This is a genomic window from Candidatus Dormiibacterota bacterium, assembly GCA_035532835.1.
In the GTDB taxonomy this organism is placed as follows: Bacteria; Vulcanimicrobiota; Vulcanimicrobiia; order Vulcanimicrobiales; family Vulcanimicrobiaceae; genus DAHUXY01.
In genome coordinates this window covers 49,063-76,049 of sequence record DATKQG010000053.1, presented here as the reverse complement: position 1 = coordinate 76,049, position 26,987 = coordinate 49,063, and the positions used below count along the sequence as shown (strand labels likewise).

General features: G+C 63.0%; 32 protein-coding genes and 2 pseudogenes. 8 read left to right on the top strand and 26 right to left on the bottom strand.

Translation table 11 applies throughout. From position 1 onward, the window contains the following. Positions 1-4 precede the first annotated feature (4 nt). The 9 genes from rplV to VMW12_07160 all read right to left on the bottom strand — a co-directional run bounded on the left by rplV (position 5) and on the right by VMW12_07160 (position 5,303). Entirely contained in the window at positions 5-481 is a 477-nt protein-coding gene (gene rplV / locus VMW12_07200; protein ID HUZ49510.1) for a 50S ribosomal protein L22, read from the bottom strand. Continuing rightward, positions 481-756, bottom strand: a complete 276-nt coding sequence (gene rpsS, locus VMW12_07195; GenBank protein ID HUZ49509.1) for a 30S ribosomal protein S19 — start codon at positions 754-756, stop codon at positions 481-483. The genes rplV and rpsS overlap by 1 nt, the downstream gene beginning before the upstream one ends. Then, complete coding sequence (gene rplB, locus VMW12_07190; GenBank protein ID HUZ49508.1) at positions 756-1,583, bottom strand: 50S ribosomal protein L2; 828 nt, start codon at positions 1,581-1,583, stop codon at positions 756-758. The genes rpsS and rplB overlap by 1 nt, the downstream gene beginning before the upstream one ends. A 3-nt stretch (positions 1,584-1,586) precedes the next feature. Next, positions 1,587-1,895 carry a 50S ribosomal protein L23 gene (gene rplW / locus VMW12_07185; protein HUZ49507.1) on the bottom strand — a complete coding sequence of 103 codons (309 nt, stop codon included), beginning with the start codon at positions 1,893-1,895 and terminating at the stop codon, positions 1,587-1,589. Continuing rightward, complete coding sequence (gene rplD, locus VMW12_07180) at positions 1,895-2,554, bottom strand: 50S ribosomal protein L4 (GenBank protein ID HUZ49506.1); 660 nt, start codon at positions 2,552-2,554, stop codon at positions 1,895-1,897. Before rplD ends, rplW begins: the two co-directional genes overlap by 1 nt. A 3-nt stretch (positions 2,555-2,557) precedes the next feature. After that, positions 2,558-3,199, bottom strand: a complete 642-nt coding sequence (rplC, locus tag VMW12_07175) for a 50S ribosomal protein L3 (protein HUZ49505.1) — start codon at positions 3,197-3,199, stop codon at positions 2,558-2,560. Between the two features lie 219 nt (positions 3,200-3,418). Then, entirely contained in the window at positions 3,419-4,603 is a 1,185-nt protein-coding gene (locus VMW12_07170) for an acyl-CoA dehydrogenase family protein (GenBank protein HUZ49504.1), read from the bottom strand. Positions 4,604-4,611: 8 nt separating this feature from the next. Continuing rightward, positions 4,612-5,037: a hypothetical protein gene (locus VMW12_07165; GenBank protein ID HUZ49503.1), complete on the bottom strand. Its 426-nt coding sequence runs from the start codon at positions 5,035-5,037 to the stop codon at positions 4,612-4,614. A gap of 29 nt (positions 5,038-5,066) precedes the next feature. After that, positions 5,067-5,303, bottom strand: a complete 237-nt coding sequence (locus tag VMW12_07160) for a DUF5654 family protein (GenBank protein HUZ49502.1) — start codon at positions 5,301-5,303, stop codon at positions 5,067-5,069. 177 nt (positions 5,304-5,480) lie between these two features. Between VMW12_07160 and VMW12_07155 the strand changes: the two genes are divergently transcribed. Further along, positions 5,481-6,374, top strand: a complete 894-nt coding sequence (locus VMW12_07155) for a LysR family transcriptional regulator (GenBank protein HUZ49501.1) — start codon at positions 5,481-5,483, stop codon at positions 6,372-6,374. Positions 6,375-6,428: 54 nt separating this feature from the next. On the opposite strand, the gene rpsJ is transcribed toward VMW12_07155, so the two are convergent. The 13 genes and pseudogenes from rpsJ to VMW12_07090 all read right to left on the bottom strand — a co-directional run bounded on the left by rpsJ (position 6,429) and on the right by VMW12_07090 (position 17,192). Next, positions 6,429-6,737 (bottom strand): 30S ribosomal protein S10, encoded by a 309-nt coding sequence (gene rpsJ, locus VMW12_07150; protein HUZ49500.1) that lies wholly within the window; start codon positions 6,735-6,737, stop codon positions 6,429-6,431. Positions 6,738-6,868: 131 nt separating this feature from the next. Then, positions 6,869-8,068 (bottom strand): elongation factor Tu, encoded by a 1,200-nt coding sequence (gene tuf / locus VMW12_07145; protein HUZ49499.1) that lies wholly within the window; start codon positions 8,066-8,068, stop codon positions 6,869-6,871. Positions 8,069-8,152: 84 nt separating this feature from the next. Beyond that, entirely contained in the window at positions 8,153-10,252 is a 2,100-nt protein-coding gene (gene fusA, locus VMW12_07140; GenBank protein HUZ49498.1) for an elongation factor G, read from the bottom strand. Positions 10,253-10,270: 18 nt separating this feature from the next. After that, positions 10,271-10,741 carry a 30S ribosomal protein S7 gene (rpsG, locus tag VMW12_07135; protein ID HUZ49497.1) on the bottom strand — a complete coding sequence of 157 codons (471 nt, stop codon included), beginning with the start codon at positions 10,739-10,741 and terminating at the stop codon, positions 10,271-10,273. 28 nt (positions 10,742-10,769) lie between these two features. Beyond that, positions 10,770-11,210: a 30S ribosomal protein S12 gene (rpsL, locus tag VMW12_07130; protein ID HUZ49496.1), complete on the bottom strand. Its 441-nt coding sequence runs from the start codon at positions 11,208-11,210 to the stop codon at positions 10,770-10,772. A 111-nt stretch (positions 11,211-11,321) separates the two neighbouring features. Then, a complete protein-coding gene (locus VMW12_07125) occupies positions 11,322-11,975 on the bottom strand; it encodes a hypothetical protein (GenBank protein ID HUZ49495.1) in 654 nt (217 codons plus the stop codon). A 58-nt stretch (positions 11,976-12,033) separates the two neighbouring features. Then, positions 12,034-12,831, bottom strand: coding sequence for a prephenate dehydratase domain-containing protein (locus VMW12_07120; GenBank protein HUZ49494.1), 798 nt, complete (start codon positions 12,829-12,831; stop codon positions 12,034-12,036). After that, a complete protein-coding gene (locus VMW12_07115) occupies positions 12,828-13,628 on the bottom strand; it encodes a prephenate dehydrogenase/arogenate dehydrogenase family protein (protein HUZ49493.1) in 801 nt (266 codons plus the stop codon). The genes VMW12_07120 and VMW12_07115 overlap by 4 nt, the downstream gene beginning before the upstream one ends. Next, complete coding sequence (gene aroH / locus VMW12_07110; GenBank protein ID HUZ49492.1) at positions 13,625-13,996, bottom strand: chorismate mutase; 372 nt, start codon at positions 13,994-13,996, stop codon at positions 13,625-13,627. The genes VMW12_07115 and aroH overlap by 4 nt, the downstream gene beginning before the upstream one ends. Then, positions 13,993-14,820: pseudogene (gene aroF / locus VMW12_07105) on the bottom strand (3-deoxy-7-phosphoheptulonate synthase). The gene aroH and the pseudogene aroF overlap by 4 nt, the downstream one beginning before the upstream one ends. Positions 14,821-15,225: 405 nt before the next feature. Continuing rightward, positions 15,226-15,765 (bottom strand): annotated as a pseudogene (locus tag VMW12_07100) (prephenate dehydratase domain-containing protein). 281 nt (positions 15,766-16,046) lie between these two features. Further along, positions 16,047-16,421: a GntR family transcriptional regulator gene (locus VMW12_07095; GenBank protein ID HUZ49491.1), complete on the bottom strand. Its 375-nt coding sequence runs from the start codon at positions 16,419-16,421 to the stop codon at positions 16,047-16,049. 6 nt (positions 16,422-16,427) lie between these two features. After that, positions 16,428-17,192: a hypothetical protein gene (locus tag VMW12_07090; GenBank protein HUZ49490.1), complete on the bottom strand. Its 765-nt coding sequence runs from the start codon at positions 17,190-17,192 to the stop codon at positions 16,428-16,430. A gap of 122 nt (positions 17,193-17,314) precedes the next feature. Here VMW12_07090 and VMW12_07085 point away from each other — a divergent pair, with 122 nt between their 5' ends. From VMW12_07085 to VMW12_07075, 3 genes are read left to right on the top strand one after another with little or no spacing between them, the layout of a single operon-like run. Continuing rightward, positions 17,315-18,439: an acyltransferase gene (locus VMW12_07085; GenBank protein HUZ49489.1), complete on the top strand. Its 1,125-nt coding sequence runs from the start codon at positions 17,315-17,317 to the stop codon at positions 18,437-18,439. Positions 18,440-18,467: 28 nt separating this feature from the next. Next, on the top strand, positions 18,468-18,911 hold the full coding sequence (locus VMW12_07080; protein ID HUZ49488.1) for a hypothetical protein: 444 nt from the start codon (positions 18,468-18,470) through the stop codon (positions 18,909-18,911). Positions 18,912-18,914: 3 nt separating this feature from the next. After that, positions 18,915-19,613: a hypothetical protein gene (locus VMW12_07075; protein HUZ49487.1), complete on the top strand. Its 699-nt coding sequence runs from the start codon at positions 18,915-18,917 to the stop codon at positions 19,611-19,613. 6 nt (positions 19,614-19,619) lie between these two features. Here VMW12_07075 and VMW12_07070 read toward each other — a convergent pair whose 3' ends face one another. Then, positions 19,620-20,288: an alpha/beta fold hydrolase gene (locus VMW12_07070; protein ID HUZ49486.1), complete on the bottom strand. Its 669-nt coding sequence runs from the start codon at positions 20,286-20,288 to the stop codon at positions 19,620-19,622. 21 nt (positions 20,289-20,309) lie between these two features. Here VMW12_07070 and VMW12_07065 point away from each other — a divergent pair, with 21 nt between their 5' ends. The 4 genes from VMW12_07065 to VMW12_07050 are packed head-to-tail and all read left to right on the top strand — an operon-like array spanning position 20,310 to position 23,433. Further along, a complete protein-coding gene (locus tag VMW12_07065; GenBank protein HUZ49485.1) occupies positions 20,310-21,350 on the top strand; it encodes a DMT family transporter in 1,041 nt (346 codons plus the stop codon). A 13-nt stretch (positions 21,351-21,363) separates the two neighbouring features. Next, entirely contained in the window at positions 21,364-21,558 is a 195-nt protein-coding gene (locus VMW12_07060) for a DUF3311 domain-containing protein (protein HUZ49484.1), read from the top strand. 43 nt (positions 21,559-21,601) lie between these two features. Beyond that, a complete protein-coding gene (locus tag VMW12_07055; GenBank protein HUZ49483.1) occupies positions 21,602-23,044 on the top strand; it encodes a sodium:solute symporter in 1,443 nt (480 codons plus the stop codon). After that, the gene (locus VMW12_07050; GenBank protein HUZ49482.1) at positions 23,041-23,433 is read left to right on the top strand and encodes a RidA family protein; all 393 of its coding nucleotides are present in this window, start codon (positions 23,041-23,043) and stop codon (positions 23,431-23,433) included. The genes VMW12_07055 and VMW12_07050 overlap by 4 nt, the downstream gene beginning before the upstream one ends. Here the strand turns inward: VMW12_07050 and VMW12_07045 are convergent. From VMW12_07045 to VMW12_07035, 3 genes are read right to left on the bottom strand one after another with little or no spacing between them, the layout of a single operon-like run. Then, positions 23,425-25,068 carry an AMP-binding protein gene (locus VMW12_07045; protein HUZ49481.1) on the bottom strand — a complete coding sequence of 548 codons (1,644 nt, stop codon included), beginning with the start codon at positions 25,066-25,068 and terminating at the stop codon, positions 23,425-23,427. The genes VMW12_07050 and VMW12_07045 overlap by 9 nt on opposite strands. Beyond that, positions 25,069-26,202, bottom strand: coding sequence for an acyl-CoA dehydrogenase family protein (locus VMW12_07040; protein HUZ49480.1), 1,134 nt, complete (start codon positions 26,200-26,202; stop codon positions 25,069-25,071). Further along, positions 26,199-26,987 carry an enoyl-CoA hydratase family protein gene (locus VMW12_07035; GenBank protein HUZ49479.1) on the bottom strand — a complete coding sequence of 263 codons (789 nt, stop codon included), beginning with the start codon at positions 26,985-26,987 and terminating at the stop codon, positions 26,199-26,201. The genes VMW12_07040 and VMW12_07035 overlap by 4 nt, the downstream gene beginning before the upstream one ends.

Genomic DNA, 26,987 nt, shown 5'->3' with positions numbered 1-26,987 from the left:
ACCCTTACGCCTTATCGACAGAGCCGGCAGTAGTGGTGCGCGTGGCTGCCGGCGCGCGGCGCGTGACGCGCGCGGCCGTTACCGATGCGCCCGGGCGCTGCTTGCGCGTCTTGGTGGGAGCCTGTTCGCTCACGACCACCGTAACGTGCGACATGCGCTTGCGCTTGAAGTACGCGCGCCCTTGAGCACGCGGATCCAGGCGTTTGGTGAACCGCCCGCCCGGACCGCCATCGACGGTGATCCGCGCGATGTACAGTTCGTCGGTGTTCATGTCGTGGTTATTACCGGCGTTGGCAACCGCACTACGCACGAGCTTCTCGAGCGGTTCGGATGCATACACGCCGGCGAACTTGAGCAGAACGAGCGCTTCGCGTACGTTCAAGCCGCGGATCGCATCGGCGACGCGGCGCAGTTTGCGAGGGCCCACTCGCACGAAGCGAAGATGCGCGACCGCTTCGGTGCGCTGCACTTGATCCGACATTACTTCACACCAGCCTTATCGCCGCCATGACCGCGGAAATTGCGGGTCGGGGCGAACTCGCCGAGCTTGTGCCCGACCATGTTTTCGGTGACGTACACCGGAACGTGCGCCTTGCCGTTGTGGACGCCGATCGTATGCCCGACCATCGTCGGAACGATCGTCGAAGCGCGGCTCCAGGTTTTGATGACGCGCTTTTCGCGCGTCTCGTTGAGCTTTTCAACCTTCGCGAGAAGGTGGTCCGCGACGAACGGACCTTTTTTGAGGCTACGTCCCATTACTTGGCACTCCGCTTACGAACGATCATCTTGGTAGTGCGCTTGTTGCGGCGCGTCTTCTTACCCATCGTCATCTGGCCCCACGGCGTGGTCGGCGGGCGGCCCGATGTCGAGCGCGCTTCACCACCGCCGTGCGGATGGTCGACCGGGTTCATTGCGATACCGCGAACCGACGGACGCTTGCCGAGGTGGCGCGAGCGACCGGCTTTGCCGATGACCTGGTTCTCATGCTCGATGTTCCCGAGCTGACCGATGGTGGCGCGGCAGTTCACGTGAATCTTGCGCACTTCGCCGGAGGGCATGCGCACCTGCGAGTACTCGGTTTCTTTCGCCATCAACTGTGCCGAAACGCCGGCCGAGCGAACGAGCTTGCCGCCTTGACCCGGACGCAGCTCGATATTGTGGATCACCGTACCGACCGGGATGTTCTTGATCGGCAACGAGTTGCCGACTTTGATATCCGCCGCCGGGCCGGATTCGATCACGTCGCCGACCTTCAGGCCGAGCGGCGCCAAGATATAGCGCTTCTCGCCGTCCTTGTAGTGCACCAGCGCGATACGTGCCGAGCGATTCGGATCGTATTCGACGGTGGCGACTTTGGCCGGGATGCCGTCCTTACCGCGTTTGAAATCGATGATGCGGTACTGCGTGCGCGTGCCGCCGCCCTTATGACGAACGGTGATGTGCCCGTTGTTGTTGCGGCCCGAATGCTTCTTGCTGACTTCGATGAGCGAACGCTCCGGTGCCACTTTCGAAAGCTCGGAGAAATCCATCGTCGTGATGAAGCGACGGCCGGGGCTGGTTGGACGATATTTCTTTACTGGCATGTTTTATTGCTCGAAGTAGTTGACGCCGCCGAGTTCAATTTTTTGACCCGGCTTTAGGGTGACGGTCGCCTTCTTGAAGTCGCTCGCTTTACCGCTGGAGCGAACGCCTTTACGCGCCGAGCTACGGGCTTTACCACGCACGTTCACGGTATTGATCTTGAGCACGTTCACGCTGAAGATCTCTTCGATCGCATGGCGGATTTGCGTCTTGGTCGCCGCGGGATGCACGACGAAGGTGTACTGCTGGCCGAGCGCATTGGCCATGGCCTTTTCGGTGATCCGCGGTGAGATGATGACGTCGCGCGCGTCCATTACTTGGCCTCCCCGTTGGCGGCGTAGGCGGTGGTGAGCACGTCGTACGCGGCGGTCGTGAAGATGATCCGCTCGTAGCGAAGCACGTCTTTCACATCGAGCGCGCCGCTGTGCGTTACCGCGACCTTTTTGAGGTTCCCGGCTACGCGAGCGATCGCATCGCCGGCCTGCTCGTCGTATCCGACGACAACCAGCGTGCTCGGTCCGACCTTCGCTTCTTTCGTGCCCCCGAAGATCAGTTTGGCGAATTCCGCCGTCTTCGTGAGATTGAAATCGCTCGCGTCCAGCACCGTGATCGCACCGTTCTTGAAGCGATCCGAGAGCGCGGCTACAAACGCTAAACGCCGCTCTTTCTTGTTGAGATCGGAAACGTAGGAGCGCGGCTGCGGCCCGAAGACCACGCCGCCGTGACGCCACTGCGGCGAACGGTTCGAACCTTGGCGGGCGCGACCGGTGCCCTTCTGCTTCCACGGCTTGCGGCCACCACCGGCGACTTCGTCGCGCTTCTTGGTGGAGGCGGTGCCGGCGCGCGGGTTCGCGAGCTCGCGGTAGACCGCGCGGAAAATCGTGTGCGCCTTTTTGCTGTAGTCGGCTTCGAAGATCGCGGGCGTCTGCACGTCGCGAACAACTTTACCCTGTGCGTCGATAATATTCGGCATCGTTTACGCCTGCACACCCTTCTTGGTCTTCACGCTTACGCGAACGACGACCAGGGCATTCTTGGGCCCCGGAACGGGACCGCGTACGAGAAGAAGATTGCGTTCGGTATCGGCACGCACGACTTCCAGATTCTGGTGGGTCGTACGATCGACGCCGTAATGACCCGGACGACGGCTACCCTTGACGGTGCGGCCGGCGTTGGTGTCGCCGTTGGAACCCGGTTGACGATGAATCATCGAGCCGTGGCTCGCGCCGCCGCCCGAGAAATTGTGGCGCTTGATACCGCCGGCAAAGCCGTGGCCCTTCGAAATGCCGACCACGTCGACGCGGTCGCCCGGTTCGAATCCGGAGACGGTCACGGTCTGGCCGACTTCGACGCCCTCGATGTCGTCGCGGAATTCGCGTACGAAGCGGGTGGCTTCGACGCCCTGTTTCTTGAAATGTCCGGCAAGGGCACGGGTGACGCGAGCTTTTTTAACCGCACCAAAACCCAAAGCAACGGCTTCGTAGCCATGCTTCTCTTTGGTGCGACGCTCCACGACCGTGCAGGGACCGGCTTCGATCACCGTAACCGGTACATACCGGCCATCTTCGGTGAAGACGCTCGTCATCCCAACCTTGCGGCCAAGGATGTTCTTCATAATCCTCGTCCTAGTCTTTCGATGAGTTGCTAGTAAACGGGCCCAGGCGTACTGCCTATATTTTTTTACCGGCACGCGCAACGAAGCGCGGACCGGTGTGGACCACAACCTCGGCACTATACCAGGAGCCTCTAGCCCCGTCAAGTGCAGAGATCGAAGCGCGGCCTTCGCGGCGACGCCCCGGCGGCTCCGCGGCGCTCGCGGCTGCGACGATAGGCGGAGTTAGGCGAACGCGGCGTGCCCGGTGATGTGCTGCCCGAGAATCAAGGTATGGACCTCGCTGGTCCCCTCATAGGTGAGGACCGATTCCAGGTTATTCATGTGCCGGATCACCGGATACTCGAGCGTCACGCCGTTGGCGCCGAGAATCGTGCGCGCTTCGCGCGCGATCTTCAAGGCTTCGCGAACGTTGTTGAGCTTGCCGAAACTCACGTGCGCGGAGTGCAGTTGGCCGGCATCTTTCATGCGTCCCAAGTGGAGGGCTAGCAGCGTGCCCTTGTTGAGCTCGAGCAGCATATTGACGAGCTTTTGCTGCGTGAGCTGAAAGGCGCCGATCGGCTTATCGAACTGCACGCGCGTCTTCGCGTAGTCGAGCGCCGCCTCGTAGCAGGCGCGGGCGCTGCCCATGCTTCCCCAGATAATCCCGAACCGCGCCTCGTTCAAACACGCGAGGGGCCCCGCTAGGCCCTTTGCCAACGGGAGCATCGCGTCACCCGGGATGCGGCAATCTGCAAAGACCAGTTCGCTGGTGATCGACGCCCGCAGCGAGATTTTATGATGGATGTCGGAACTGGCAAAACCGGCGGTCTGTTTCGGAACGATAAAGCCGCGGATACCTTCGTCGGTATTCGCCCAGACGATGGCAAGGTCGGCGAGCGAACCATTCGTGATCCAGAGTTTGGTGCCATTGAGGATCCAATCGGAGCCATCGCGGCGCGCGAACGCGCGCATACCGGCGGGGTTGCTCCCAAAATCCGGCTCCGTTAACCCGAAACAGCCGATCGTCTCGCCGCGGGCCATCGAGGGTAGATACTGCTGCTTTTGTTCTTCGCTGCCCCAGCGATAGATCGCGTACATCGCGAGCGAGCCTTGCACGGAACAGAAGCTGCGAACGCCGGCATCACCCGCATCGAGTTCCATGCAAGCGACGCCGTAAGCGACGGCGCCGGCGCCGGGGCACCCGTAGCCTTCGAGATGCATTCCGAGCAAGCCGAGCGCGCCCAGCTCGCGGCCGAGCTCGCGCGGTAAGATGCCTTCTTCGAACCATCGAGCGACGTTGGGCAATACGCGATCGCGCACGAATTCGCGAACGGTATCGCGGATCAGGCGTTCTTCATCTGAGAGCAGCGAATCGATCCCGAGAATATCGACCGCGTCTGGCACGCGGGTCGCGGAGGCATGCGTCATCGCGATCGCTACCGCTTGAGCACGCGGGTGAGCTTGTCGAACATCGCTTCGGTCGAGCGTTCGAAATGGTCCTCAAAACGGCGCCAGAGCAACCTGCCGTCGGTGTCCGAAAGCGTCGCTTCGATCCGGTAGTCGACCGTCGTCTCCTTGCCCTCGCTGTGAAGATAGAATCCGTGCGTCCCCTCGACGCCGTCGTTCAGAATGCGCCACACGATGCGTTCTTCCGGTACGACTTCCGCGAGCACCGCATGAATGCCCAAGTGCCACTCTTCGGTGCGACCGGGCGTGAGCGGCCCCGGCGAGCGCATAAACGGTTGCGCCGCAAAAGGCCAGATTTGGTCGCCGGACGTTCCCATCTCCTCGAGAAGATGAAAGATCCGTTTCTTGGTGCCGCGGAGCGTGCGCGAGCGGATTTCGCGAAGGTCAATTGGCATAGCGAGGCTCGTTCGCGCCCGCGTTGCGTTTACACTTTCGGGCCGATGTCTCGCTCGGCGATCTTCGCGAGATTTTGAATCACGGCTACGGCGATGATCGTCACGATGATCGCGTACACGACCTCCGCAATTGCGCCGGTGCCGGGCTTGAGCCAAACCGCGATAATATCGCCGATCGCCTTGTTCCACGCGCTCGCGGCAATGAAGCCGAAAGCAACGGTAGCGAGCGATAGCATGGTCCCGAGATAGGTCGGCTTGAGTTCCATACCCCGGGATATTCTCAAGCGAAAAAGCCGGGTCCCGTGAGGAGAGTCACGAGCCCGACTTTTTCTATCCACTGCGTTTTGGAGTCACGGAGAGTTGGTGCGATCTCCGCTTGACCATAGTTTGCCATACACCAAGCATTTGCGTCAAATACAATATTTATGCTAATTCATAAGCATATGGTTAATATTTCGCTGGCTCGATTACGGGTGTTTCTGGCGGTCGCGCAAGGATCGTCGATATCGGTCGCCGCCGAGCGTTTGAGCATCTCGCAGCCGGCCGTCTCCGCCACGGTGACGGCCCTGCAGAACGAGCTTGGAGTCGCCCTCATCCGTCGCGACGGCCGCGGCATCCAGCTGACCGAAGGCGGCTTGCGCCTCGCCGGTCACGCTCGGCATCTCTTTGCGATCCTGGACGACGCTCTGGACGATCTTCGCTCGCTCGAGCGAGACGTGGAACCGCGCGCGAGGGTCGGGACGGTTGCCACCGTGGCGGAGCACGTGCTCCCCCCGATGTTGCGCGACATTCGCAAAGAGCATCCGGCCATGGAGATCGAGCTCGACGTCTCGACCCGGCAGAGCGTCTGGGAGCGGTTGGCCGCCTGGGAGGTTCACGTCGTCGTGGCTGGGCGCCCGCCGCTCGATCAGCGATTCAGATCCATCGCCACCAGGTTGAATGAAATCGTCGTGGTCGCAACGCCCGCGCAACGCATCGCGCCGACCGGCCTCGCGGCCGCGACGTGGCTCCTGCGCGAACCCGGCACCGGAACGCGCGCCCTCTCGGCGGAATTCTTTGCCGATCTCGGCATCGAGCCGCACCGCCAGCTCACGATCGGTTCGAACGGCGCGATCCGAGAGTGCGTCCGCGCGGGCTTGGGCATCTCGCTCGTTTCGCTCGACTCCGTTCGCCGCGAACTCGAAAACGGCGATCTCATCGAAGTTCCCACACCGATCACCCCGCTCCAACGCCAGTGGCACATCGTCGTCAATCAGGAACGCGCAATCCCGCCCGCGGCTCAGGCCTTTGTCGCCGCACTCTTGCCGCACTTCGGGCAAGCGGCGGAAACTCCATAAAAAAAGCCCGGAGCCGCAGCTCCGGACCATTCGTAACGCGCGTAGCGCGCAGGATTACGCTTTGAGTTCGATATCGACGCCGGCCGGCAAGTCGAGATGCATGAGCGCATCCATCGTCTTAGGCGAGGCCTGGAGGATATCGATCAGACGCTTGTGCGTGCGCATCTCGAAATGCTCGCGCGATTTCTTATCGTTATTGGTGGAACGCTGCACGCAAAACCGATTGATCTCGGTTGGGAGCGGAACGGGACCACTTACGAACGCGCCGGTACGCTTCGCCGTCTCGACGATGCGTTCGGCCGACTGATCGAGCACCTTATGATCGTACGCCTTCAAGCGAATGCGAATCTTCTGCTTAGCCATCTCTATCCTTATATTTCTCAGTTGTCAAAGAGCGCTGGGGAACCGAATCACCCTATTCTACCACCCCTCGCAAGCGCACGCGCGGTTACGAGGCGGACCGGGGAAGAATCCCCGGTCCGATTCTTTTCGAGTTAGTCGCTTACCGACGTCACGACGCCGGCGCCGACGGTGCGGCCGCCCTCGCGAATGGCGAAGCGCAAGCCCTCTTCGCAAGCGATCGGCGTGATGAGCTCGACGTCCATCGCGACGTTGTCGCCCGGCATGACCATCTCGACGCCCTCAGGCAGCCGGATGGTTCCGGTAACGTCGGTCGTGCGGAAGTAGAACTGCGGACGGTAGTTCGCAAAGAACGGCGTATGACGGCCGCCCTCTTCCTTCGAAAGGACGTAGACTTCGGCTTTGAACTTCGTGTGCGGCTTGATCGAGCCCGGCTTGGCAAGAACCTGACCGCGCTCGATGTCGTTACGCTCGATGCCGCGCAGGAGGACGCCGACGTTGTCGCCGGCGATGCCCATGTCCAGCAGTTTGCGGAACATTTCGATGCCGGTCACGACGGTTTTACGCGTCGCTTCCTGGAGGCCGATGATCTCGACTTCTTCGCCGACTTTGACTTGACCGCGCTCGACGCGACCGGTGCCGACGGTGCCGCGACCGGTGATCGTGAACACGTCTTCGATCGGCATCAAGAACGGCTTGTCGGTCTGACGAACCGGGTCCGGGATGTACTCATCGACGGTGTCCATCAGCTTGAAGATCGGCTGCGCCGCCGGATCGTCGCTCTTACCGCTCGACTGGAGCGCCTTAAGGGCCGAACCGCGGATGATCGGCGTGTTGTCGCCGTCGTATTCGTACTGCGTGAGCAGTTCGCGGATCTCCATCTCGACCAGCTCGAGCAACTCTTCGTCGTCGACCAAGTCGACTTTGTTGAGGAACACGACGATCTTCGGAACGCCGACCTGCTTCATGAGCAGAATGTGCTCGCGGGTCTGCGGCATCGGACCGTCGGTCGCAGCCACGACCAGCACGGCTCCGTCCATCTGCGCGGCGCCCGTGATCATGTTCTTGATGTAGTCGGCGTGACCGGGGCAATCGACGTGCGCGTAATGGCGCTTCACCGTCTCGTATTCCTGATGCGAGATGGCGATCGTAATGCCGCGTTCTTTTTCTTCGGGAGCGTTGTCGATTTCATCGACGTTGCGTGCCTTCGCAAGGCCCGCGGTTGCGAGACAATGCGTGATCGCCGCGGTGAGGGTCGTCTTGCCGTGATCGACGTGACCGGTGGTACCGATGTTCACGTGCGGCTTGGTGCGTTCGAATTTTGCCTTTGCCATGTTGTCCTGTTTGTTCCTCGTTTAAAGTCCCGTCGATCGCTCGACGGCGCTCGCTGTTAGTGTTGTTGGTTAAACGCCTCTAGCTTATGCCGCCGAGGTCTTCTTGCCGGCCGATTTGGCGATGATTTCCTCTTCGACCGATTTTGGAGCCTTCTCGTAGTGAGAGAACTCCATCGTGTACGTGGCGCGGCCCTGCGTCGCTGAACGCATGTCGGTAGCGTACCCGAACATTTCCGAGAGCGGTACGTTCGCAAGAATCACTTGCGCGCCGCCCGGCGCCTCTTCCGTCGCCTGGATCATACCGCGGCGCCGGTTGAGATCGCCCGTGATCGAGCCCATGTAATCTTTGGGCGTCGTCACTTCGACTTTCATGATGGGCTCGAGCAAAATCGGGCCCGCCGCGCGATTGGCTTCTTTCCAGCCCATCGATGCGGCAATCTTAAATGCCATTTCCGAAGAATCGACATCGTGGTACGAGCCTTCGAACGCGGTCGCCTTGAAATCGAGCACGGGGAAGCCGGCGAGCACGCCGTTTTGCGACGACTCCTCGATGCCTTGCTGAACCGCCTTCGCATATTCCTTAGGCACCTTACCGCCGACGATCTTCCACTCGAAGATGAAGCCGCTCCCCGGCTCGCCCGGCTCAACCCTGAGCCAAACATCGCCGTACTGGCCTTTGCCGCCGGACTGGCGCACGAACTTGCCCTGCTTTTCAACGGTCTTCGTGATCGCTTCTTTGTAGGCGACCTGCGGCTTGCCGACGTTGGCCTCGACCTTGAATTCGCGACGGAGGCGATCCAAGATAATTTCGAGATGCAACTCGCCCATGCCGGCGATGATCGTCTGCTGCGTCTCATCGTCGGTCCACATGCGGAACGTCGGGTCTTCCTGCGCTAGGCGCTGGAGGCCCTTGCCGAGCTGATCCTGGTCACCCTTGGTCTTCGGCTCGATCGCCTGCGAGATCACGGGCTCGGGGAAGATGATGTTCTCGAGCATGATCGGCGTCTTTTCGTCGCAGAGCGTGTCGCCCGTGCGCGTATCCGAGAGGCCGACGGCCGCTGCGATATCGCCCGCGCCGATCGCGTCGATGTCTTCGCGATGGTTCGCGTGCATGCGCAAGATGCGTCCGATGCGCTCTTTCTTACCCGTACGCGCGTTGTAAACGTACGAGCCCTTATCGAGCGTGCCCGAGTAGACGCGGAAGTACGTCAAGTTGCCGTACGGATCGGTCGCAATCTTGAATGCGAGCGCGGCGAACGGCTGATTGTCGTCGGCTTCACGCGTGATCGCTTCGCCGGTGCGCGGCTCGACGCCCGTGATGGTCTTGGCTTCGAGCGGCGAGGGCAGATAGTCGACGATTGCGTCGAGCAGCGGCTGTACGCCCTTGTTCTTGAACGCCGAGCCGCAGAGCATCGGCAGCACCGTGCCCGCGATCGTCGCTTTACGCAGCGCGGTTTTCATGCGGTCGACCGGGAGCTCTTTGCCGTCGAAGAACATCTCGAGCAGTTCATCGTCTTGCTCGGCGATCGCTTCGACCAATTTTTGGCGCCACTTCAATGCGGTCTGGCGCAGTTCGCCCTCTTCGACTTCGGTCTCGTCCATCGTCGAGCCGGCATCGTCCGTGTAGACGATCTTGTGCAACGTGAAGAGATCGACGACGCCCTTGAAGTTATCCTCGGCGCCGATCGGCACTTGGACCGGCACCGCGTGGGCGCCCAGGCGTTCGCGAATCTTATCGACGACGTTGAAGAAATCCGCACCCATGCGGTCCATCTTATTGACGAACACGATGCGCGGGACTTTGTACTTATTGGCCTGACGCCACACGGTTTCGGACTGCGGCTGCACGGCGGCTACCGAATCGAAAAGCGCGACCAAGCCATCGAGCACGCGGAGCGAGCGCTCGACTTCAACCGTGAAGTCCACGTGCCCAGGCGTATCGATAATATTGATCCGGTTGTCGCGCCAGGTACACGCGGTCGCGGCCGACGTGATCGTGATGCCGCGCTCCTGCTCCTGAACCATCCAGTCCATCGTCGCGGCGCCGTCGTGCACTTCACCGATTTTATGCACGCGGCCGGTGTAGAACAGGATGCGCTCTGTACAGGTGGTCTTACCGGCATCGATGTGTGCGGCGATGCCGATGTTACGGGTATGGTCGAGGGGAAATTCTCTAGCAGCCATGTTGATTCTTGGTGAGCCTTACCAGCGGTAGTGAGCGAACGCTTTGTTCGCTTCAGCCATCTTGTGCGTATCTTCGCGCTTCTTGATCGTCGGGCCGATGTTGTTGGCTGCATCGAGCAATTCGCCCGCGAGCTTCTCTTCCATCGAACGTCCGCCGCGTGCGCGAGCGTAGTTGATCAGCCAACGCATACCCATGGCCTGACGGCGATCCGGACGGACCTCCATCGGGACCTGATAGGTGGCACCGCCGACGCGGCGCGGCCGGACTTCGACCAGCGGCATCGCGTTCGAAAGCGCCTGCGAGAACACGTCCATGGGATCGCGCCCCGACTTCTCCGCAACGATCTCGAGCGCACCGTAGGTGAGCATCTCCGCCGTCGACTTCTTGCCCTTGATCATCAATTTATTGATGAAGCGCGCAAGCACTTTCGAGTTGAACTTCGGGTCGGGCAGAATCTGCCGTTTCGGAGCCGGGCCTTTACGTGGCATCTACTTCAATATTCCTTACTGGTGTCGCTTACTTTTTGGTTGAGCGCTTGGCGCCGTATTTCGAGCGGCCTTGCTTGCGATTCGCCGTGCCGGCGGTATCGAGCGTCCCTCGGATGATGTGGTAACGCACGCCCGGAAGATCCTTGACGCGGCCGCCGCGCACGAGCACCACGGAGTGCTCCTGCAAATTATGGCCGATGCCGGGGATGTACGCCGTGACTTCTTCACCATTGGTCAAGCGTACGCGCGCAACTTTACGCAGGGCCGAGTTCGGCTTCTTCGGCGTCACGGTTTTCACTTGCGTGCAGACGCCGCGACGCTGCGGGTTTCCGGCGACCTCGAACGTGCGGGTCGGAAGATCGGGATGACCCGGCTTCGGCCCGGTGAGGATCACGCGGAAAGCACGCGTTTTCACCTTTTTATCGGTCTTGACGCGGCCCCTACGAACCAGTTGATTGATGGTCGGCACTCAAACTCCCCAACGTTGCAGGCGACGCTGCAAATTAGCAACACACACAAATTCGGCCACACCTGCGGGTGGGCCTGAACTAGGGCAGTATATCAGGGTGGGTCGCGGCCGTCAACGTCGTTTGACGAGGGTTATGCCCGTCCAAACCGTCCAAATCCCATAAGCCAGGAGGGCCACCAAAACCATCTCGTCATTGGGGCGCAGCGGTCCATCTTTAAAGAAGATCGAGAGCGTGCAGAGGCCGAGCAGGATGGCGGTGACGTAGCCGAAGCCTCCGAATGCCCCGGAGAAGCTTCCGTGGCGCCGGGCGCTGTGGCTGGCGGCAAACGTGAAGATGGCCAGCGGCGCAAAGAGCAGCGTCCCCGAGAGGCCAAAGCCGTCGTAGAGCACGCGGACCTCGTTTGGGCCCAACTCGGCCGCTCGATATCCGAGGACGGCTTGAAAGAACGCGTTGAGCAGGGCGAAGGCTCCGGCCAGCACGCCCGCCACGAGCATGTAGGTGCCCAGCCCCTCGTCTTGCCCGGGCGCGTCGTGCAAGTACGCGCGGAGGCCGACCACATACCAAAGGAAGAACGCGAGCCCGGGGAACGAGAGCCACGCGGCCAGCAAGAGCTCGTTCTCGTGTTGGGCTACCCAGGCCGCGATCGTCGCCGGAGCCGCGTTCACGGCCGGGGGACTACCGGGGAGCAGGCCCGCGACCAGGACGACCACCACGTAGGCGAACGCGGCGTAGCCACTCGACCGCTCGGCACCCTTGGTTTCCATGCTTGCCACCTCTCGCTCGCGGGAACGGTTGCTTATCCCAGCTTATACGACCAGGTCATTAATACCAACCCAAAATCTGCGATTTCGGGGCTAGCCGCGCGGCGAGTTCGCGAGCCTCCTCGTAGGACGGGCAATCGAATTCCAGGTAAAACACGTATTCGAACGGGTTACCGCGCCGCGGGCGCGTGATGAGCGAACGAAGGTTGAAGCCCCGGCTCTCGATCTCTCCTAACGCCCGGTGCAGGCTGCCCGGCCGGTGTACGAGCACGGTTGCGACGCAGGTCCGTCCCAGGCTGCGCCGCGCCGGCCCGTCTCGCTGGATAACGAAGAATCGCGTGTAATTTTCAGCTTCGTCCGCAACCGAATCCACGAGAATCCGCCCTCCGTACCGCGCGGCGCTTGCCGCCGGGCCGATCGCCGCCTGCGTCGGGTCGCCCAACCTCGCGATTTCCCTCACGGAACCGGCCGTATCGGTGGCCGCTCGAATTTCCACGTGCGGATGCTTTGCAAGAAATCCCCGGCACTGTTCGATCGCCACGGGATGGGAGCGAATCGATGTGATTCCCTCGAGCGTCGCATCGTGCGTTCCAATCAGCGACTGCACGATTTGGTGCGTCGTCTCATCCACGATGCGCACGCGCGGATAGGCCAGCAAGAGATCGTACGAGCGAGCGATCGCGCCGTGAATGCTGTTCTCGCAAGGCAAGAGACCCAGCTCGACCTCCTTGCGATCGACCGCCGCGAGCAACTCGTCGAAACTCTCGTAACCGCGCGTCTCGACATCCCCAAGCAGCTGCCGCGCCGCCTCCTCGCTAAACGCCCCGGCTTCGCCTTGAAATCCGGCCGTGAGTTTCATCGCCTGGGATTACCGCGCGAAAAGACGCGTTCGATCGCGCCGTCATCGCCGTCTTCAAGCGCGCGAACGATCGCGAGCAGTTCCTCGGCGATGGCTCGCAGCTGTGGCGCGACCTCTGCGGCGTTGGCATGTAGAATATCGCGCCACATGTCCGCGCCGGAGCGGCTTAGCCGCAGCAATTCGCGTGCCGCTGGGCCGCAGAGCGCGTCGACGACTCCCTCGCCCGCGCTCTGCGCAAGTTCGCGTACGTGCGCGGCAACCGCGCTCGCCACCACTTGCGGCACGTGCGAGGTGAGGGCGACCACTCGGTCGTGCACGTACGGATCGACGGCAAACGGGCGCGCGCCCAACTGCTCGATAAAGGTGCGAGCGCGTTCGTTCAACGCACCGTCGCGGCCCGGGACGTATGCCCACATGCGTCCGTCGAAGAGCTCGGCGCTCGCGGCGGCACGTCCGCTACGCTCCGTTCCGGCCATCGGATGGGAGGCGACAAAATGCGACAGCCCCGCTGCCGCATCGAGGATGGGGACTTTTACCGAGGCAACGTCGAGGATCAAGCGGGCGCGCGCGGGTGGCGTTACGGCGAGTTCCCGCAACAACTGCAGGCTGGATTCGAGGTGAGTAGCGATCACCAGAACATCCGCTCGGTCGTACACGTCTTGGGGCCCGGCGCAATCGCTCGCGAGCGGGTCGCGATCGTACCCGATCGTCGACCAGCCGCGCCGTTGCGCGGCTAATGCAATCGAACCGCCGATCGACCCGACGCCGATGATGCCGAGCGTCCCCGGCTCGATCATCGCGCGTCTTTCGCTAAATCCGGACGGAGCGCGACGGCGCCGTCGAGATAGACGTGGTCCAAGGCTTCTTGCCCGATCGCCGTGTTCACGTGCATGAGCACGCGCACGCATTGCCCGAGCGAACCCGGCACGTCGATCTCCGTAAAGTGCAGCATCGGCACGTGCACCCACCCCATTTCGCGCGCCCCGAGCGCCGGAAAGGCCGCATGCAGATCGGGCGTGAGGCTGAACAGCACCGATGCGATGTCGTCGATCCCCACGCGATTGCGCTCCACCATCGCGCACAACAGCCGTTTGGTCGCGGCGACGATCGCCTGCGCGTCGTCGCACTCGACCGTAATCGCACCGCGAATGCCGCGCATCTTCATCGCGGCGTTACCGCCAACGCCGGGTGTTCGAGCGGTATGCGTTCGAGATCGTGCACGATCTGCGCGAAGTCATCGAACGTCAAGGCTTGCTCTTTATCGCTCTTGGCTTCGGGCGGATTGGAGTGCACTTCGATCAGCAATCCGTCGGCTCCGACGGCCTTCGCGGCGCGCGAGAGCGGGCGAACCCAGCGCCGCACGCCCACGCCGTGGCTGGGATCGACGAAGATCGGCAAGTGCGTCCGTTCGCGCAGGACGGGCACCGCCGAGAGATCGAGCGTATTGCGGGTCGACGGTTCGAACGTGCGAATGCCGCGTTCGCAAAGCACGACGTTCGGATTTCCTTCGGAGAGAATGTATTCGGCCGCGGCCAGCAGTTCGTCGATCGTTGCGGAGAGGCCGCGTTTGAGTAACACGGGCCGGCCCGCGCGGCCAACCGCTTTGAGCAGATCGAAGTTTTGCATGTTGCGGGCGCCGATTTGCAGCATGTCGATGCGTTGGGCCATGCGCTCGACCTGGTCGATCGTCATCACTTCACTAACCGTCGGCATTCCGGTCGCGCGCCCGGCTTCGGCCAGCAGATCGACGCCGTCCCAGCCCAGGCCTTGGAACGCGTACGGGCTCGTACGGGGTTTGAACGCGCCGCCGCGCAGCATCACGGCGCCGCGCTCCACGACGCCGCGCGCGGTAAGGAGAATCTGCTCGCGCGATTCCACTGAACACGGCCCACCGACGATGGTGAAACTCCCATCCCCGATCGACACCGCGCCTACGCGCACGATCGAGCCGCCGGGCCGCGATGCCCGTGCCACCAGCGGGAACGCGGAATTCGCAGCGCTCGGCGGCTGCGGTTGCGGTTCCAATCGCGGCTGAGTTTCGACGCGAGGCGACGATATCGGTGCCGGCGCCGCATTCGCTCCAGCCGGCGCGCCCACGTGCGCGTCGTAACTCCCCAGGGCCACGAGCGTCTTCGCCTCGCGTTGCATGCGCGCTACGGCTTCTCGTAGCACCTCGTCGTGGAGATCGCCTTCGACGTCGATGTAGAACGTGTGCTCGTCGCTGTGACCCAGGCGTGGCTTCGATTCGAGCTTACTCACGTTGACGCCGCGCTGCGCGAGCTGCGTCAACGTGTTTGCCAGCGTTCCGGCGCGATTCGCGACCGAGAGAATCAGCGACGTCTTCCGTGGCCGCGCGAGGCCATCATTCCACGCACCCGCCGCATCGGTGCCGAAGACGACAAATCGCGAGTACGTTCCGGGGTCGTCGGCGCAGTGTTCGGCCAACTCATCGAGATGATAGAACGCCGCCGCCGCTGACGGGCCGAGCGAGGTGATGGCCGGATTGCCGCCCCGCGCAACCTCTCGAGCCGCGACGCCCGTATCTTCGCACGGAATAGCACGCGCGTGCGGCAACGTCGCGAGAAACGTCCCGCATTCCGCGATAACCAACGGGTGCGCCAGCACTTCGCGCACGTCTCTTAGGGTCGCGCCCGGCACGCCGAGCAGACGGTGGTCCGTGCGCCACAGGACTTCGGCCAACGGCGCAAGCGCGTACTCCGCGAGTAAATCGTAGCCCTCGCGCACCGTACCGACGATCGCATTTTCCAGCGGCAAGATGCCGGCGTCTGCACGCCCGCTTGCAACGGCGGTCGCTAGATGGCGATAGCTGGCCACGCCTTCGATCTGCGCCTCGATACCTCGTTCGCGCAGCGCGTGCGCCAGCGCCAGTTGCGAGTATGCCCCATCGACCCCTTGAAATACCGCTTTGATCACTCGTGTTCTCCTCGCCGTTGCCCCGGAAATGCAACGAGCCCCCGCCGGTCGGCAGGGGCTCGCATCGCTATCTGACTCACTCGCTACTCGCTATGCAAACGCCAATCCAACCGGCCCGACGGGACGGCTAAAATAATATGCGTAGGCGTAAACGGGTGCGTGCTGCATGTTTCGGCTATGCAACCACAGGAGGGCCAGCGTTGTCAAGGGCGATCGGCGATCCGCGCGGGGCTGCCGGCCCGACCGTCGGCCAAGTGGGACGACGTGCTTGCTATAGCCGTTCACTCGCGGATATCTCCGACGGCTGCGGCGATCTCCGGCAGCGTATAGCCGCGGCGGCGCATTCCATCGACAAAACGACTGACGGCTTCGCCCAACGCATGCGCGCGCGAACGCCGGGCCTGTAGGGGAACGCGCGATGCTACGCGCGTTCCCCGTCGCCCGTCGCCGACGAGCCAGCCGGCGTCCTGCAGTTCCAAATACGCTCGCGCAACCGTGTTCGGGGCGATCCCCAGATCGCGCGCCAATTGGCGTACCGTCGGTAACGGCGCATTCGGCGCCAACGCTCCACCCTCAATGTACGATTGGATTTGCTCGACGATCTGCGCGAACGGGGGCGTATCACGTTGGAGGTCGAGCGCGATCGCTAACTGCATCCCCGTCTATGCTCGCAACTTCATTGGCCGCCGCATCGTTCTAAACAGCCAGACGGAAGAACCGGCCCAGGCAATCAATTCGATCGCAAAGATGCTCAGATGAAGCGGCTCGGCACCAATCCCCGTAAAGCTTGCAAATACGTAGAGGGTGGCTCCGGCAAGCAAGATCAACCCCGCCGCGCGTGCGGTGCGAATATGCTCGTCCAGCGCCTCCTCGACTGCGACATCGTCGCCGATCAAAAGCGGAGGCAGAGATGCAACGCGGGATGCAAGCGCGAGCATGACCGCGGCACTAGCCGAAACCAGCACGGCGGCGAGCGCATCCTGCGCTCGAATGACATATGCCAGGGGGGAGGCAGCCGCCACATACATGGCTGCCATCAACAATGGAGGAAGTGACCACGGCGAACGGACGCGCAGACTTGCGACGCGCTTTCGATAGGCACGGCGCAAACCTACGAATTCGATAGCCATGCTCGTTGCTAAACCAAGTACCGCGAGCGCATACGCAACGGCCGGGGGAAGCGCCGTGAAATACGTTGCCGGAGCGAGAAGCAGAAACCAGATTCCCGCGTATCTCCCGTTCGGAACGCCCGGCCCTTCAGCAATCTTACGCGCGTCTATCGCACGCCGAAGCCGATCGGCATCGATCGCCGCAACCCTGATCCCCATCCAGCTGGCGCGCGAGCCCAAGACGGGCTTCAGGAATAGCAATCCCGCACCGAAGATCAACAGAAATACGGACATAAAATCCCGCTCAAATGCCGTCACGATCCTATCCTTTCAGTCGCCCCTCTTTTGTACCGATAGGCTAATACAAACGTGCGGTTTGTGTCAAGCACGTAATACAATCTCGGCAGGGTATCGGGCCGGGGGCTGCGCATGAAGCGGCGGTGACCGGGCAAGCGGAGCGGCGTCTCGATGTGCTGGATGGGCTGCGCGGGATCGCGGTTCTGCTGGTGCTGTGGTACCACGTTTGGGAGATATCGTGGCTGCCCGCGCCCTTTCCGTGGCTCGAGTTCGTTCCCGAAACGGGCTTTATCGGCGTTCATCTCTTCTTTTTTTTGAGCGGCTTCGTGATCGCATATCCGTTCGTGCGGTCGCGCTTGCTCGGTACGCCGCGCCCAACTTGGGGACATTTTGCATATCGGCGATTCGCGAAAATCGTTCCGTCGTATGCTCTGTCGATCGCCATAGCCTACGCCATCGGCTACGCGCAGACCCAAGGGGACGGACACGTCTGGCGCGACGTGATCGCGCATCTGCTGTTCGTCCATACCTGGTGGCAGCAGACGTACGGGTCGATCAACGGCGTGTTGTGGACGCTTGCGGTCGAAGTCGAGTTTTACTGCATTTTCCCAATCGTGTGGTGGTGCTTCTCTCGACGACCCTTTCTGACGGCCGGCGCGATGATCGCGCTCTCGCTTGCGTGGCGCACGCTGGCGGCACGCTGCTGCTTGCACACGTCCTTCGAGTTGCTTGAAGAAAATCTCCCCGGTTATCTCGATATCTTTGCCTGCGGGATGCTCGGGGCGTGGGCCTTCGTGCGCTATCCGAAAGCGCAGCGGAGCGGCCGGCGTTCGGCGCTTTGGCCCGTCGTATCGTTGGCCGGCTTCGCGCTTCTGGCGGCGCTGCTCGCGAACCTCTACGGCAATCGTGCGGCCGACCAGTGGCCGTTCGTGTGGCAGATCGATTGGCGGCCGCTCTTCGGGATCGTCTTCGGCATGATCGCGTTAGGATTGCTCTGGAGTCCGCCGGCGTTTGCACGCATCTTCGCAAACGCGCCCCTGCGCTTTCTGGCATTCGTCTCGTACAATCTCTATCTCTATCACCAGATCGTCGCACGCGAGCTGCTGCGCCTTCACGTGCCGCCATACATCGGCGACCCGCGCGGAAACATCGGCTGGGGTTGGCAGTACACGCTCGTAGCGTTCGCGGTCAGCATCGCGCTCGCCGCACTCATCACCTATCTCTTCGAGCGGCCGTTGATGCGATGGGCGAGTCGCCGCGTCCCCTAGCCGATGCATTCGGGCACACTCGGATAGTGTGAGATCGGGCGAATCGGGAGCATCGCTCCTTGAAGCGGTGATTGCCATGGGCATCCTGGCATGCGTCCTCGGCGTCCTGCTGAACCTCGCGATGATCGCGATACGGCATTTCGGCCCGGATCCATATCAGGAAGCGATCGATCGCGCTGCGGCCCGGGAGGCTCGCGTCGCCGCGGATCTCCTAAAATACAGCGACACGACCCTCGCACCGGCATCGCTGGCGACCACCGTTCCCCTCCCGTCGGCCTCGCCCTTCCCGATACAGATGGTGCTTGACGTGCGCTCGCAATCCGATGGAAGCACCGCCATTACGGTGCGCGCGACGAGCAGCGTTCCGGTTCGTTCGGCAAGCGCGAACCTGCTGCTCGCGCATCGCGCACCTCCGCCGGGAGCGAACGTTTTCGCGCCGGCGACGGTTGCCGCACCGACCGGGGCGCCATAGCCCATGCTGCTCCGCGTCCTGCTGCTGCTCGCGTTCGTCACCGCGCTCGTGCAAGCCATCATGCTCGCAACCGCATCGCTCGCGCACGCCACGATCGCCCACCGCGCCGCCGATCTCGCGAACGGCGAGACGCTTGCGGCAACCACGCGCGCGCAGACGGCACTCGCCGCGGCGGTGGCGGCGAATCCGGGCGCGTCCACCTTTCCCAGCCTTTCGCCGATACCGATCGCGACGTGCGCACCTTTAGGCACGAGCGTTTGCGCGTTTCGCGCGATCGGCGTCGTGACGTTCGTAACCCCGGGCGCGGCACCAAGCCCCGCCGGATCGGCGTGCCCGAACCAGGGATGCGCGTCGTATTGGCAAGAGAACGATCGCGTAGCGGAGGGACGCGGCGACGCGACGATCTCAACGATCGTCACCGGTCCCACCGGGGCGATACTGGCCCGTCGTAACGCTGAAGTCCGCTTTCGCACGATCGCGGTGCCGCCATACGCGGTCCTCGCCGGTTCGCTCGATCTGCGCAGCGACGGGCTCGCGGCCAACGGCGCCGGCGACGATGCGGGAAGCATCGGCACCGCAAACGGCGGTACGCTCATCGATGTCGTCTATCAGAATGCACGAACCAACGCGCGCATACCGGCGAACGTTTGGCGCGCGCAATCGTACGACGTCGCGCCGGCCGCCCTCCCGTGGGATCCATAGCGCGCGTTATGCGGTGAAGCGTTCGATCGCTGCCGCAATTTCGGCCGGCGTCTCAACCGGCAGGTTGTGCCCCGCGCCGCGCAACGTCACCAGCAGCGCGCCCTCGATCTTGTTGGTAAGATCGCGCTTCACGCGGGCGGCGCTCACCAGCGGGTCTTTCTCGCCGGCGATTGCGAGCGTGGGGACGCGGATCTCGTCCAATCGATCGGCAAAGTCGGCAGCTCGACCGCGGTCGTACCAGCCGATCCAGTGTTCGTATTGCGCGAGCAGCGCGTCGTCGACGATCCGCTCGAAACTCCGCTCCGAAGGCGCGCGAAACATCGCAGCGCGCGTGAATCGTTCGATCGCTCGCCGCGATCCAAAGGCTTCGAGCGCCTGGGCGCGATGCCGCGGCGACGGTCGTACGGCGGCGGCCACCCCGGGGGCGACGAGGATGAGCCGTTCGATCGCATTCGATGCATCGCAGGCCAGAAACTGGACGATCTTTGCACCCATCGAGTGCGCGACGACCGTTACCGGGCCGCCGATCTCGGCGAGAACGCTGCGCACGTCTGAGGCATAGCCCTCCAAATCGTGCCCGCGCGAAGGCCGGTCCGAGCGTCCGCAACCGCGCACGTCCATCAGGTCCATCGTAAACCGATCCGGCGCCAAACGATCGGCGACGTCGTACCACATGCGACGCGAACTGATCCAGCCATGAACGAACAGCAATCGGCGCTCGCCGCTTCCACGGCGCTCGCAGCAGAGCTGCACGCCGTCATTATCGATGAATCTACACGCGGATTCCGCCATATCGTGTCGAAACTGCGGCGAATCGTGCGCTCGCGCCTCCTTATCTATCTCGCCCTACTCTACGTCGTCTTCTGTTGGGCCCTCAATACCGTGCTCGTCAAGCAGGTCGTCGAGCTGATCGATCCGCTCGCCTTCACGTTCATGCGCTTCCTCATTATGACGCCGCTAGCTTTCGGGCTCGTCTATGCCAGCGGCGAGCGTCTGCACGTCGAGCGTCGTGATTGGCCGATGCTGCTCCTGTGCGGCGCGTGCGGCTACGGTGCTTATCAGTATTTTTGGATCATCGGGCTCGCGCATACGACGGCGTTTGCCTCGGCATTGCTCGGCGCGTTTGCTCCGGTTTTCACGCTCTCCATCGTGGCATTGGCCGGGCTCGAGCGCGTCCGCAGCGGACGTTGGCTCGGGACGGTCATCGCCCTGGCCGGGATTGCGATCTACGAAGGCGTCTTTGCGGGCGCGGCGCGCTTTCAGCTCGGCGACACGCTCACGCTGATGGGAGCATTGGTCTTTGCCGGCTATAACGTCGTGAGCGCTCGGCTTCTCAAACGGTATTCGCCGTTGACTCTACTCGCAATCACGATGGCCATCGGCGCGGTCATGATCGCACCCGGCGGCATCGTCGCACTCTCCCATACCCACGTCGATCGGCTCGGATGGTACGTGTGGAGTCGCTTCATCTTCGCAACGCTCTTTCCCATCCTCCTCACGTATCCGGTCTGGAGTTGGGGGATCGCGCGGATTGGAGCGGGCCGCGTCTCGCTCTTCAGCTTTCTCACGCCCGTCCTTGCGGGAGCGCTGAGCATTCCTATCCTCCACACGAAGTTTACGCCGTATCAAGTGCTCGGGGCGATCGTCTGTTTGGGCGGAATGGCGCTCGCAAATATCCTCGGCCGAGTCTCCTTTACGGATTGGTGGGCGCAGCGGACCCTTCCGTTCGAACGTTGAAATCGCGGCCAGGATGAGGAGACGCTGGTGGTACGCGCTGTTGCTCTTGCCGTTCGCCGGAACGCTGGTCCCCGCGCTGTACGATCGCCCCGATCCGTCACTCGGCGGAATTCCGTTTTTTTATTGGTACCAACTGCTATGGATCGTCATCACGACGCTGCTGCTCGGCATCGTCGTGGTGATGACGCGGGAGCGTCGTGATCTCTAGCGGCACGCTCGTTCTCGCCCTCTTGGTGCTGGGCGTGACCGCGATGGGATTTCTCGCGTCGCGCTGGCGGCGAGCCGATTTGAACTCGCTCGAAGAGTGGGCGCTCGGCGGCCGGCGGTTCGGCACCGTGGTTTCGTGGTTTCTGCTGGGCGGCGACCTCTACACGGCGTATACGTTCATCGCCGTGCCCGCGCTGGTCTACGGCGTCGGCGCGCTCGGCTTTTTCGCGGTGCCGTATGCAACCATCGCATACCCGATCGCCCTGGTGGTGCTGTCGCGCTTTTGGAGTGTCGCGCGCGCTCGCGGATACGTCACGTCGGCCGATTTCGTTCGCGATCGCTTCGCCGACCGTTCGCTGGAGGTAGCGGTCGCGCTCACCGGAGTGCTGGCCGCTATGCCCTACATCGCCCTACAGCTCGACGGCATGCAGGCCGTCTTCGTGCAAGTCGGCGGCGCATCGAACGGCGGCGGAAGCTTCGTCGCGCTGGCGGTCGCGTTCGTGCTCCTCGCGGCTTACACGTATACGAGCGGCTTGCGCGCGCCCGCTATGATCGCTTTCGTAAAAGATACGCTCATCTACGTGACCGTCATCGCAGCGATCGTCGTGATCCCCGCGCGGCTCGGCGGTTGGGCCCGCATCTTCGCGCTCGCGCAAGCGCACTTTGCGGCGCATCCCGGTTCCGGTGGCCTTTATCTCGCGCCCTCGCAGTATTTCGCTTACGCATCGATGGCGCTGGGGTCTTCGCTCTCGCTCTTCTTCTATCCGCACGCGATCACCAGCGTATTGGCGGCGAAGAGCCGCGACGTGATTCGCCGGAACGCCGCGCTGCTCCCGATCTACTCGATCTTGCTAGGGTTTCTCGCGCTGCTCGGTTTTTGCGGTATTGCGGCCGGCATCGTCACCAGCAACTCCAGCTCGGTCGTGCCGTTACTGATCGCTCGTTACTTTCCGAGCTGGTTCGTCGGCGTCGCTCAAGCCGCGATCGTGATCGGAGCGCTCGTCCCGGCAGCGATCATGGCCATCGGAGCCGCCAACCTCTTTGCGAACAACGTGCTCGCGCACTTTCACGCGGATCGCGCGCACCGCGATGCAACCGTTGCAAAGCGGCTCACGGTAGCGATCTGCGCGCTCGCCCTAGGCCTCGTCTTTGCCGTGCCGGTGCAGTATGCCATCTACTTTCAACTACTGGGCGGCGCGTGGATGCTCCAAATTTTTCCGGCGTTCGTGCTGGGATTGTACACGCGCTGGTTCCATCCCAAAGCGCTGCTGCTGGGGTGGTGTTGCGGTATGGCGGCCGCCGGCGCCATGGCGTACGCGACCGGGTTCAAACCCAATTATACGCTTCACATCCTCGGGCAAAGCCTCACCGGCTTTCTGGCCCTCTACGCCCTAGCCATCAACCTCGCCGTCACCGTCGTGGTGACGCTGCTGCTGCGCGCGGTGGGAAGCATGAGCCGCGGCACGTCGATCGGAGAACTCGCATGACCGAATCCATTCAGCCGGCAGGCTGGCCGCAGCCGCGCGGATACAGCAACGGCACGATCGCGCAGGGACGCTTCCTGGCCGTTGCGGGGCAGGTCGGCTGGAACGAGCGTGGCGAGCTCGTTTCGGACGATTTTGTGGAGCAGGCGGAGCGGGCACTCCGCAACGTCGTCGCGGTGGTTGCCGCCGCCGGCGGTACTCCGCAGCACGTCGTACGGCTGACCTGGTACGTTACCGACAAGGAGCGTTATCGCGCGAGCGAGCGCGCGCTCGGCAAGGCATATCGAGCGGTTTTCGGCGTCCACTTTCCGGCGATGACGCTGGTGGAAGTGCGCGGCCTTCTCGAAGACCGCGCGCTCGTAGAGATCGAGGCTACCGCCGTTCTACCTTAGCGGCTCCGCGTCGCCCTCGCCCGAGGCACGATCGCGCAGCTTGAAACGCTGGACCTTCCCGGTTTGCGTACGCGGTAACTCGGTGACGAATTCGATCTCTCGAGGAGCCTTGAACGCCGCGATCTGCGTTTTGCAGAACGCGATGAGTTCGGCCGACGTGCGCTGCGGATCTTCGGAGGGCGTACGCAGCACGACGAACGCTTTCACGATGTGCGTGTCGTGCGCGGGGTCCGGTTTCGCAACCACGGCGCACTCGTGAATTTCGGGATGCTCCAGCAGTGCCTGTTCGACCTCGGGCCCCGAGACGTTGAAACCGGCCGAGACGATCATGTCGTCGGTTCTCGCGACGTACCAGCAGTACCCATCCTCATCCATGCGGTACGCATCGCCGGGATAGTTCCAGCCGTTCTGCACGTAACTCGCCTGGCGCGGATCGTCCAGATATTTGCAGCCGGTCGGGCCCCGCACCGCAAGCCGCCCGACGGCACCTGCCGGAAGCCGCGCCCCTTCCTCATCGTGAATCTCAGCCACGTATCCGGGAACGACGCGTCCCGTCGACCCCGAGCGCACCTCGTCAACGGGGCTGCCGATGAAGATGTGCAGCATCTCCGTGCTGCCGATGCCGTCGAGAATGGCGATTCCGGTCTTGGCGTACCATGCGTCCCAGACCGGCTTCGGCAAGGTCTCGCCCGCGGAAACGCACGTGCGCAGCGTGCTTATGTCGTAACCCTCCAGCATCGTCGTCATCGTGCGATAAGCGATCGGCGCGGTGAAGAGCGTCGTAACACCGAAGCTCTCGATCGCCTGCAGCAACTCCGCCGGCCCCGCCTTCTCAAGCAAGAGCGTTGCCGCCCCGGCATACAAGGGAAACAGCAGCAACCCGCCCAGCCCGAAGGTAAACGCGAGCGGAGGGCTTCCCGCAAAAAGGTCGTCGCGCCGCGGCTGTAAGACGTAGCGTGCGTAGGTATCGCAACTCGCGAGCAGATCGCGATGGAAGTGCATCGCGGCTTTCGGCGCGCCGGTCGTACCGGAGGTAAAGGCGATCATCGCGACGTCCGCGGCGCTCGTCTCGACGTTCCGAAAACGATCCGATTGCGCGTCCATCCGCGCCTCCAACCCGCCCGGCTCGTCGCCTCCAAAGTAGATCGTCGGAATCGGCGAGGCTTCGGTGGCCGCTTGCAACTCGGGCGCCAGCCTGCTATCGCAGAGGGCCACGTTCACGCGCGCCTTTTCGACGATGTTCCGTAACTCCGTGGCGCGATAGAGCGGCATCGTGCTCACGGCGATCGCTCCGGCTTTCAACACGGCAAGCCAACACGCCGCGAACATCGGCGAGTTGTAGGCACGCAACAAAACACGGTTGCCCGGCACCACCCCGAGATCGCGGACCAAGACGTTTGCAATGCGATTCGCCGCGTTCTGCAGGTCTCGATAGGTGAGATCGATCGCTCCCGGCGCCACGATGCAGCGCCGCTCCCCGTCGCCGCGCTCGACGTGCGCATCGAGCAACACCGAAACGGCGTTGACGTGGGCGGGATAACGCAGCTCTTCGCGCTCCAACAGCAGGTCGGGCATTCGGTCGGGGTGCGGGAGCCGGTCGTTCGCAAACGTATCGGTATGAGGGCTCTGCGACACCTAGCGTCCCTCCATCGTGGCGCGAGCGATAACGATACGCTGAACTTCGCTGGCCCCTTCGTAGATGCGCAGAGCCCGCACGTCGCGGTAGAGCCGTTCGACGATCTCCCCGCGCTTCACGCCGCGGCCGCCGAACATTTGGACCGCACGGTCGCACACGCGTCCCGCCGCCTCGGTCGCAAACCACTTCGCCATTGCCGCTTCCCGCGTTACGCGGGCGGCGCCCTGGTCCTTCGTCCAGGCGGCGCGATAGACCAGCAGCGCGCTTGCGTCAACGTCGGTAGCCATCTCGGCGATCGCGGACTGCGTCAACTGTAACGCTCCGAGCGGAGCGCCAAAGAGTTCGCGCGTTGCGGCACGATCGATACATGCAGCCAATGCCCGGCGCGCAAAGCCGACGGCGGCCGCGCCGACGGTGCTGCGAAACACGTCCAGCGTAGCCATCGCGATCGCGAAGCCCTTGCCTTCTTCGCCGATGCGCTGCGATGCGGGAATGCGAACGCGCTCGAAGCGCAACGTCCCTAAGGGATGGGGCGAGATCGTTTCGATGCGTTCCACCACCTGCAAGCCCGGTGCGTTCGCGTCGACGATAAACGCACTCAGACCCTTTGCACCGGCCGCACCCGTCCTCGCAAACATCGTATAGACGTCGGCGATGCCCGCATTGGAGATCCAGGTCTTCTCACCGTCGATCACATAGTCGTCGCCTTCGCGGCGAGCCGTCGTTGCGAGAGCGGCGACGTCGGACCCGGCGGTATCTTCAGAGAGCGCGAAGCCCGCGATGCACTCGCCGCGCGCGACCGCGGGGAGATAGGCGTCGCGCTGATCCCGCGTGCCGAACAGCGAGATCGCGCCGCTTCCCAGCCCCTGCATCGCAAATGCGAAATCGGCCAACGCCCCGTATTCCGCGAGCACGTCGCGAGAGAGACATAACGTCAGAACGTCTAACGGCGCGATACACGCCTGCAGCCAGCCGGCCTCGCCGAGCGCGCGCACCCAAGCACGACAGGACGCGTCGACATCGGTTTCATCGTCGCGCACGGCGCGCAGGCCGAGCCACGATGAGAGGTCGCGCGCGTACCGACGGTGATGCTCTGCGAAGAACGGCCACGCAAGGTCGTTAGCGAGCATCAATTTCCCTCAAAAATCGGCGAGCGTTTTTCAACGAAGGCTCGGTAGGCGCGGGTGAAATCGTTGCTCTCCATGCAGATCGCCTGCGCGCGCGCCTCGGCGTCGATCGCCGCATCGAGCGGTAACGCCCACTCCTCGTGAAGCATGCGTTTGGTCATCGCATGTGCGAGAGTAGGGCCGCCGGCGATGCCGCGCGCGAGATCTCGCGCTCGTTCGAGAACGTCGTCGGGTTCGTGCAGAGCGTTATAGAAGCCCCACGCAAGCGCTTCCGGGCCGCTCAAAGAACGCCCCGTGTAGAGCAGTTCGCTCGCGCGTCCGTGGCCGACGATCCGCGGAAGCATGGCGCACGCGCCCATATCGCAGCCGGCCAATCCGACCCGCACGAAAAGAAAGGCAACCTTCGAACGCTCCGTGCCCAAGCGTAGATCGCTGGCCATGGCGAGAATCGCTCCGGCGCCGGCGCACACCCCGTCGATCGCGGCGACGATCGGTTGCGGGCACGCGCGCATCGCTTTCACGAGGTCGCCCGTCATTTCGGTGAACGCGAGCAACTCGTTCGGCGAGCGTTCGGTTAACGGACCGATAATCTCGTGAACGTCGCCTCCGGAGCAGAAATTGCCGCCCGCACCATGCAGGACGACGGCTCGCACCGACGGCTCGTTCCGCAGCGATACGAACCAATCGCGCAACTCTGCGTACAGTGCGAAGGTGAGCGGATTCTTACGCTCGGGCCGATCGAGCGTGAGCGTTGCGACGCCGTCGGCGACATCGTAGCGAGCGGTGGTCAT

Bases quoted from the DNA above. Each gene is read 5' to 3' on its own strand.
- tuf (HUZ49499.1), bottom strand. From the start codon at position 8,068: ATGGCAAAGGCAAAATTCGAACGCACCAAGCCGCACGTGAACATCGGT.
- VMW12_07070 (HUZ49486.1), bottom strand. From the start codon at position 20,288: ATGTGGTACGACGTCGCCGATCGTTTGGCGCCGGATCGGTTTACGATG.
- VMW12_07075 (HUZ49487.1), top strand. From the start codon at position 18,915: ATGCTGCTCCGCGTCCTGCTGCTGCTCGCGTTCGTCACCGCGCTCGTG.
- rpsJ (HUZ49500.1), bottom strand. From the start codon at position 6,737: ATGGCTAAGCAGAAGATTCGCATTCGCTTGAAGGCGTACGATCATAAG.
- rplW (HUZ49507.1), bottom strand. From the start codon at position 1,895: ATGGACGCGCGCGACGTCATCATCTCACCGCGGATCACCGAAAAGGCC.
- aroH (HUZ49492.1), bottom strand. From the start codon at position 13,996: ATGAAGATGCGCGGCATTCGCGGTGCGATTACGGTCGAGTGCGACGAC.
- rpsG (HUZ49497.1), bottom strand. From the start codon at position 10,741: ATGCCACGTAAAGGCCCGGCTCCGAAACGGCAGATTCTGCCCGACCCG.
- rpsS (HUZ49509.1), bottom strand. From the start codon at position 756: ATGGGACGTAGCCTCAAAAAAGGTCCGTTCGTCGCGGACCACCTTCTC.
- VMW12_07060 (HUZ49484.1), top strand. From the start codon at position 21,364: ATGAGGAGACGCTGGTGGTACGCGCTGTTGCTCTTGCCGTTCGCCGGA.
- rplD (HUZ49506.1), bottom strand. From the start codon at position 2,554: ATGCCGAATATTATCGACGCACAGGGTAAAGTTGTTCGCGACGTGCAG.
- VMW12_07125 (HUZ49495.1), bottom strand. From the start codon at position 11,975: ATGGAAACCAAGGGTGCCGAGCGGTCGAGTGGCTACGCCGCGTTCGCC.
- VMW12_07035 (HUZ49479.1), bottom strand. From the start codon at position 26,987: ATGACCACCGCTCGCTACGATGTCGCCGACGGCGTCGCAACGCTCACG.
- VMW12_07065 (HUZ49485.1), top strand. From the start codon at position 20,310: ATGAACGAACAGCAATCGGCGCTCGCCGCTTCCACGGCGCTCGCAGCA.
- rplB (HUZ49508.1), bottom strand. From the start codon at position 1,583: ATGCCAGTAAAGAAATATCGTCCAACCAGCCCCGGCCGTCGCTTCATC.
- VMW12_07170 (HUZ49504.1), bottom strand. From the start codon at position 4,603: ATGACGCATGCCTCCGCGACCCGCGTGCCAGACGCGGTCGATATTCTC.
- VMW12_07095 (HUZ49491.1), bottom strand. From the start codon at position 16,421: ATGCAGTTAGCGATCGCGCTCGACCTCCAACGTGATACGCCCCCGTTC.
- VMW12_07115 (HUZ49493.1), bottom strand. From the start codon at position 13,628: ATGATCGAGCCGGGGACGCTCGGCATCATCGGCGTCGGGTCGATCGGC.
- fusA (HUZ49498.1), bottom strand. From the start codon at position 10,252: ATGGCTGCTAGAGAATTTCCCCTCGACCATACCCGTAACATCGGCATC.
- VMW12_07120 (HUZ49494.1), bottom strand. From the start codon at position 12,831: ATGAAACTCACGGCCGGATTTCAAGGCGAAGCCGGGGCGTTTAGCGAG.
- VMW12_07165 (HUZ49503.1), bottom strand. From the start codon at position 5,037: ATGCCAATTGACCTTCGCGAAATCCGCTCGCGCACGCTCCGCGGCACC.
- VMW12_07050 (HUZ49482.1), top strand. From the start codon at position 23,041: ATGACCGAATCCATTCAGCCGGCAGGCTGGCCGCAGCCGCGCGGATAC.
- VMW12_07055 (HUZ49483.1), top strand. From the start codon at position 21,602: ATGGGATTTCTCGCGTCGCGCTGGCGGCGAGCCGATTTGAACTCGCTC.
- VMW12_07160 (HUZ49502.1), bottom strand. From the start codon at position 5,303: ATGGAACTCAAGCCGACCTATCTCGGGACCATGCTATCGCTCGCTACC.
- VMW12_07155 (HUZ49501.1), top strand. From the start codon at position 5,481: ATGGTTAATATTTCGCTGGCTCGATTACGGGTGTTTCTGGCGGTCGCG.
- rplV (HUZ49510.1), bottom strand. From the start codon at position 481: ATGTCGGATCAAGTGCAGCGCACCGAAGCGGTCGCGCATCTTCGCTTC.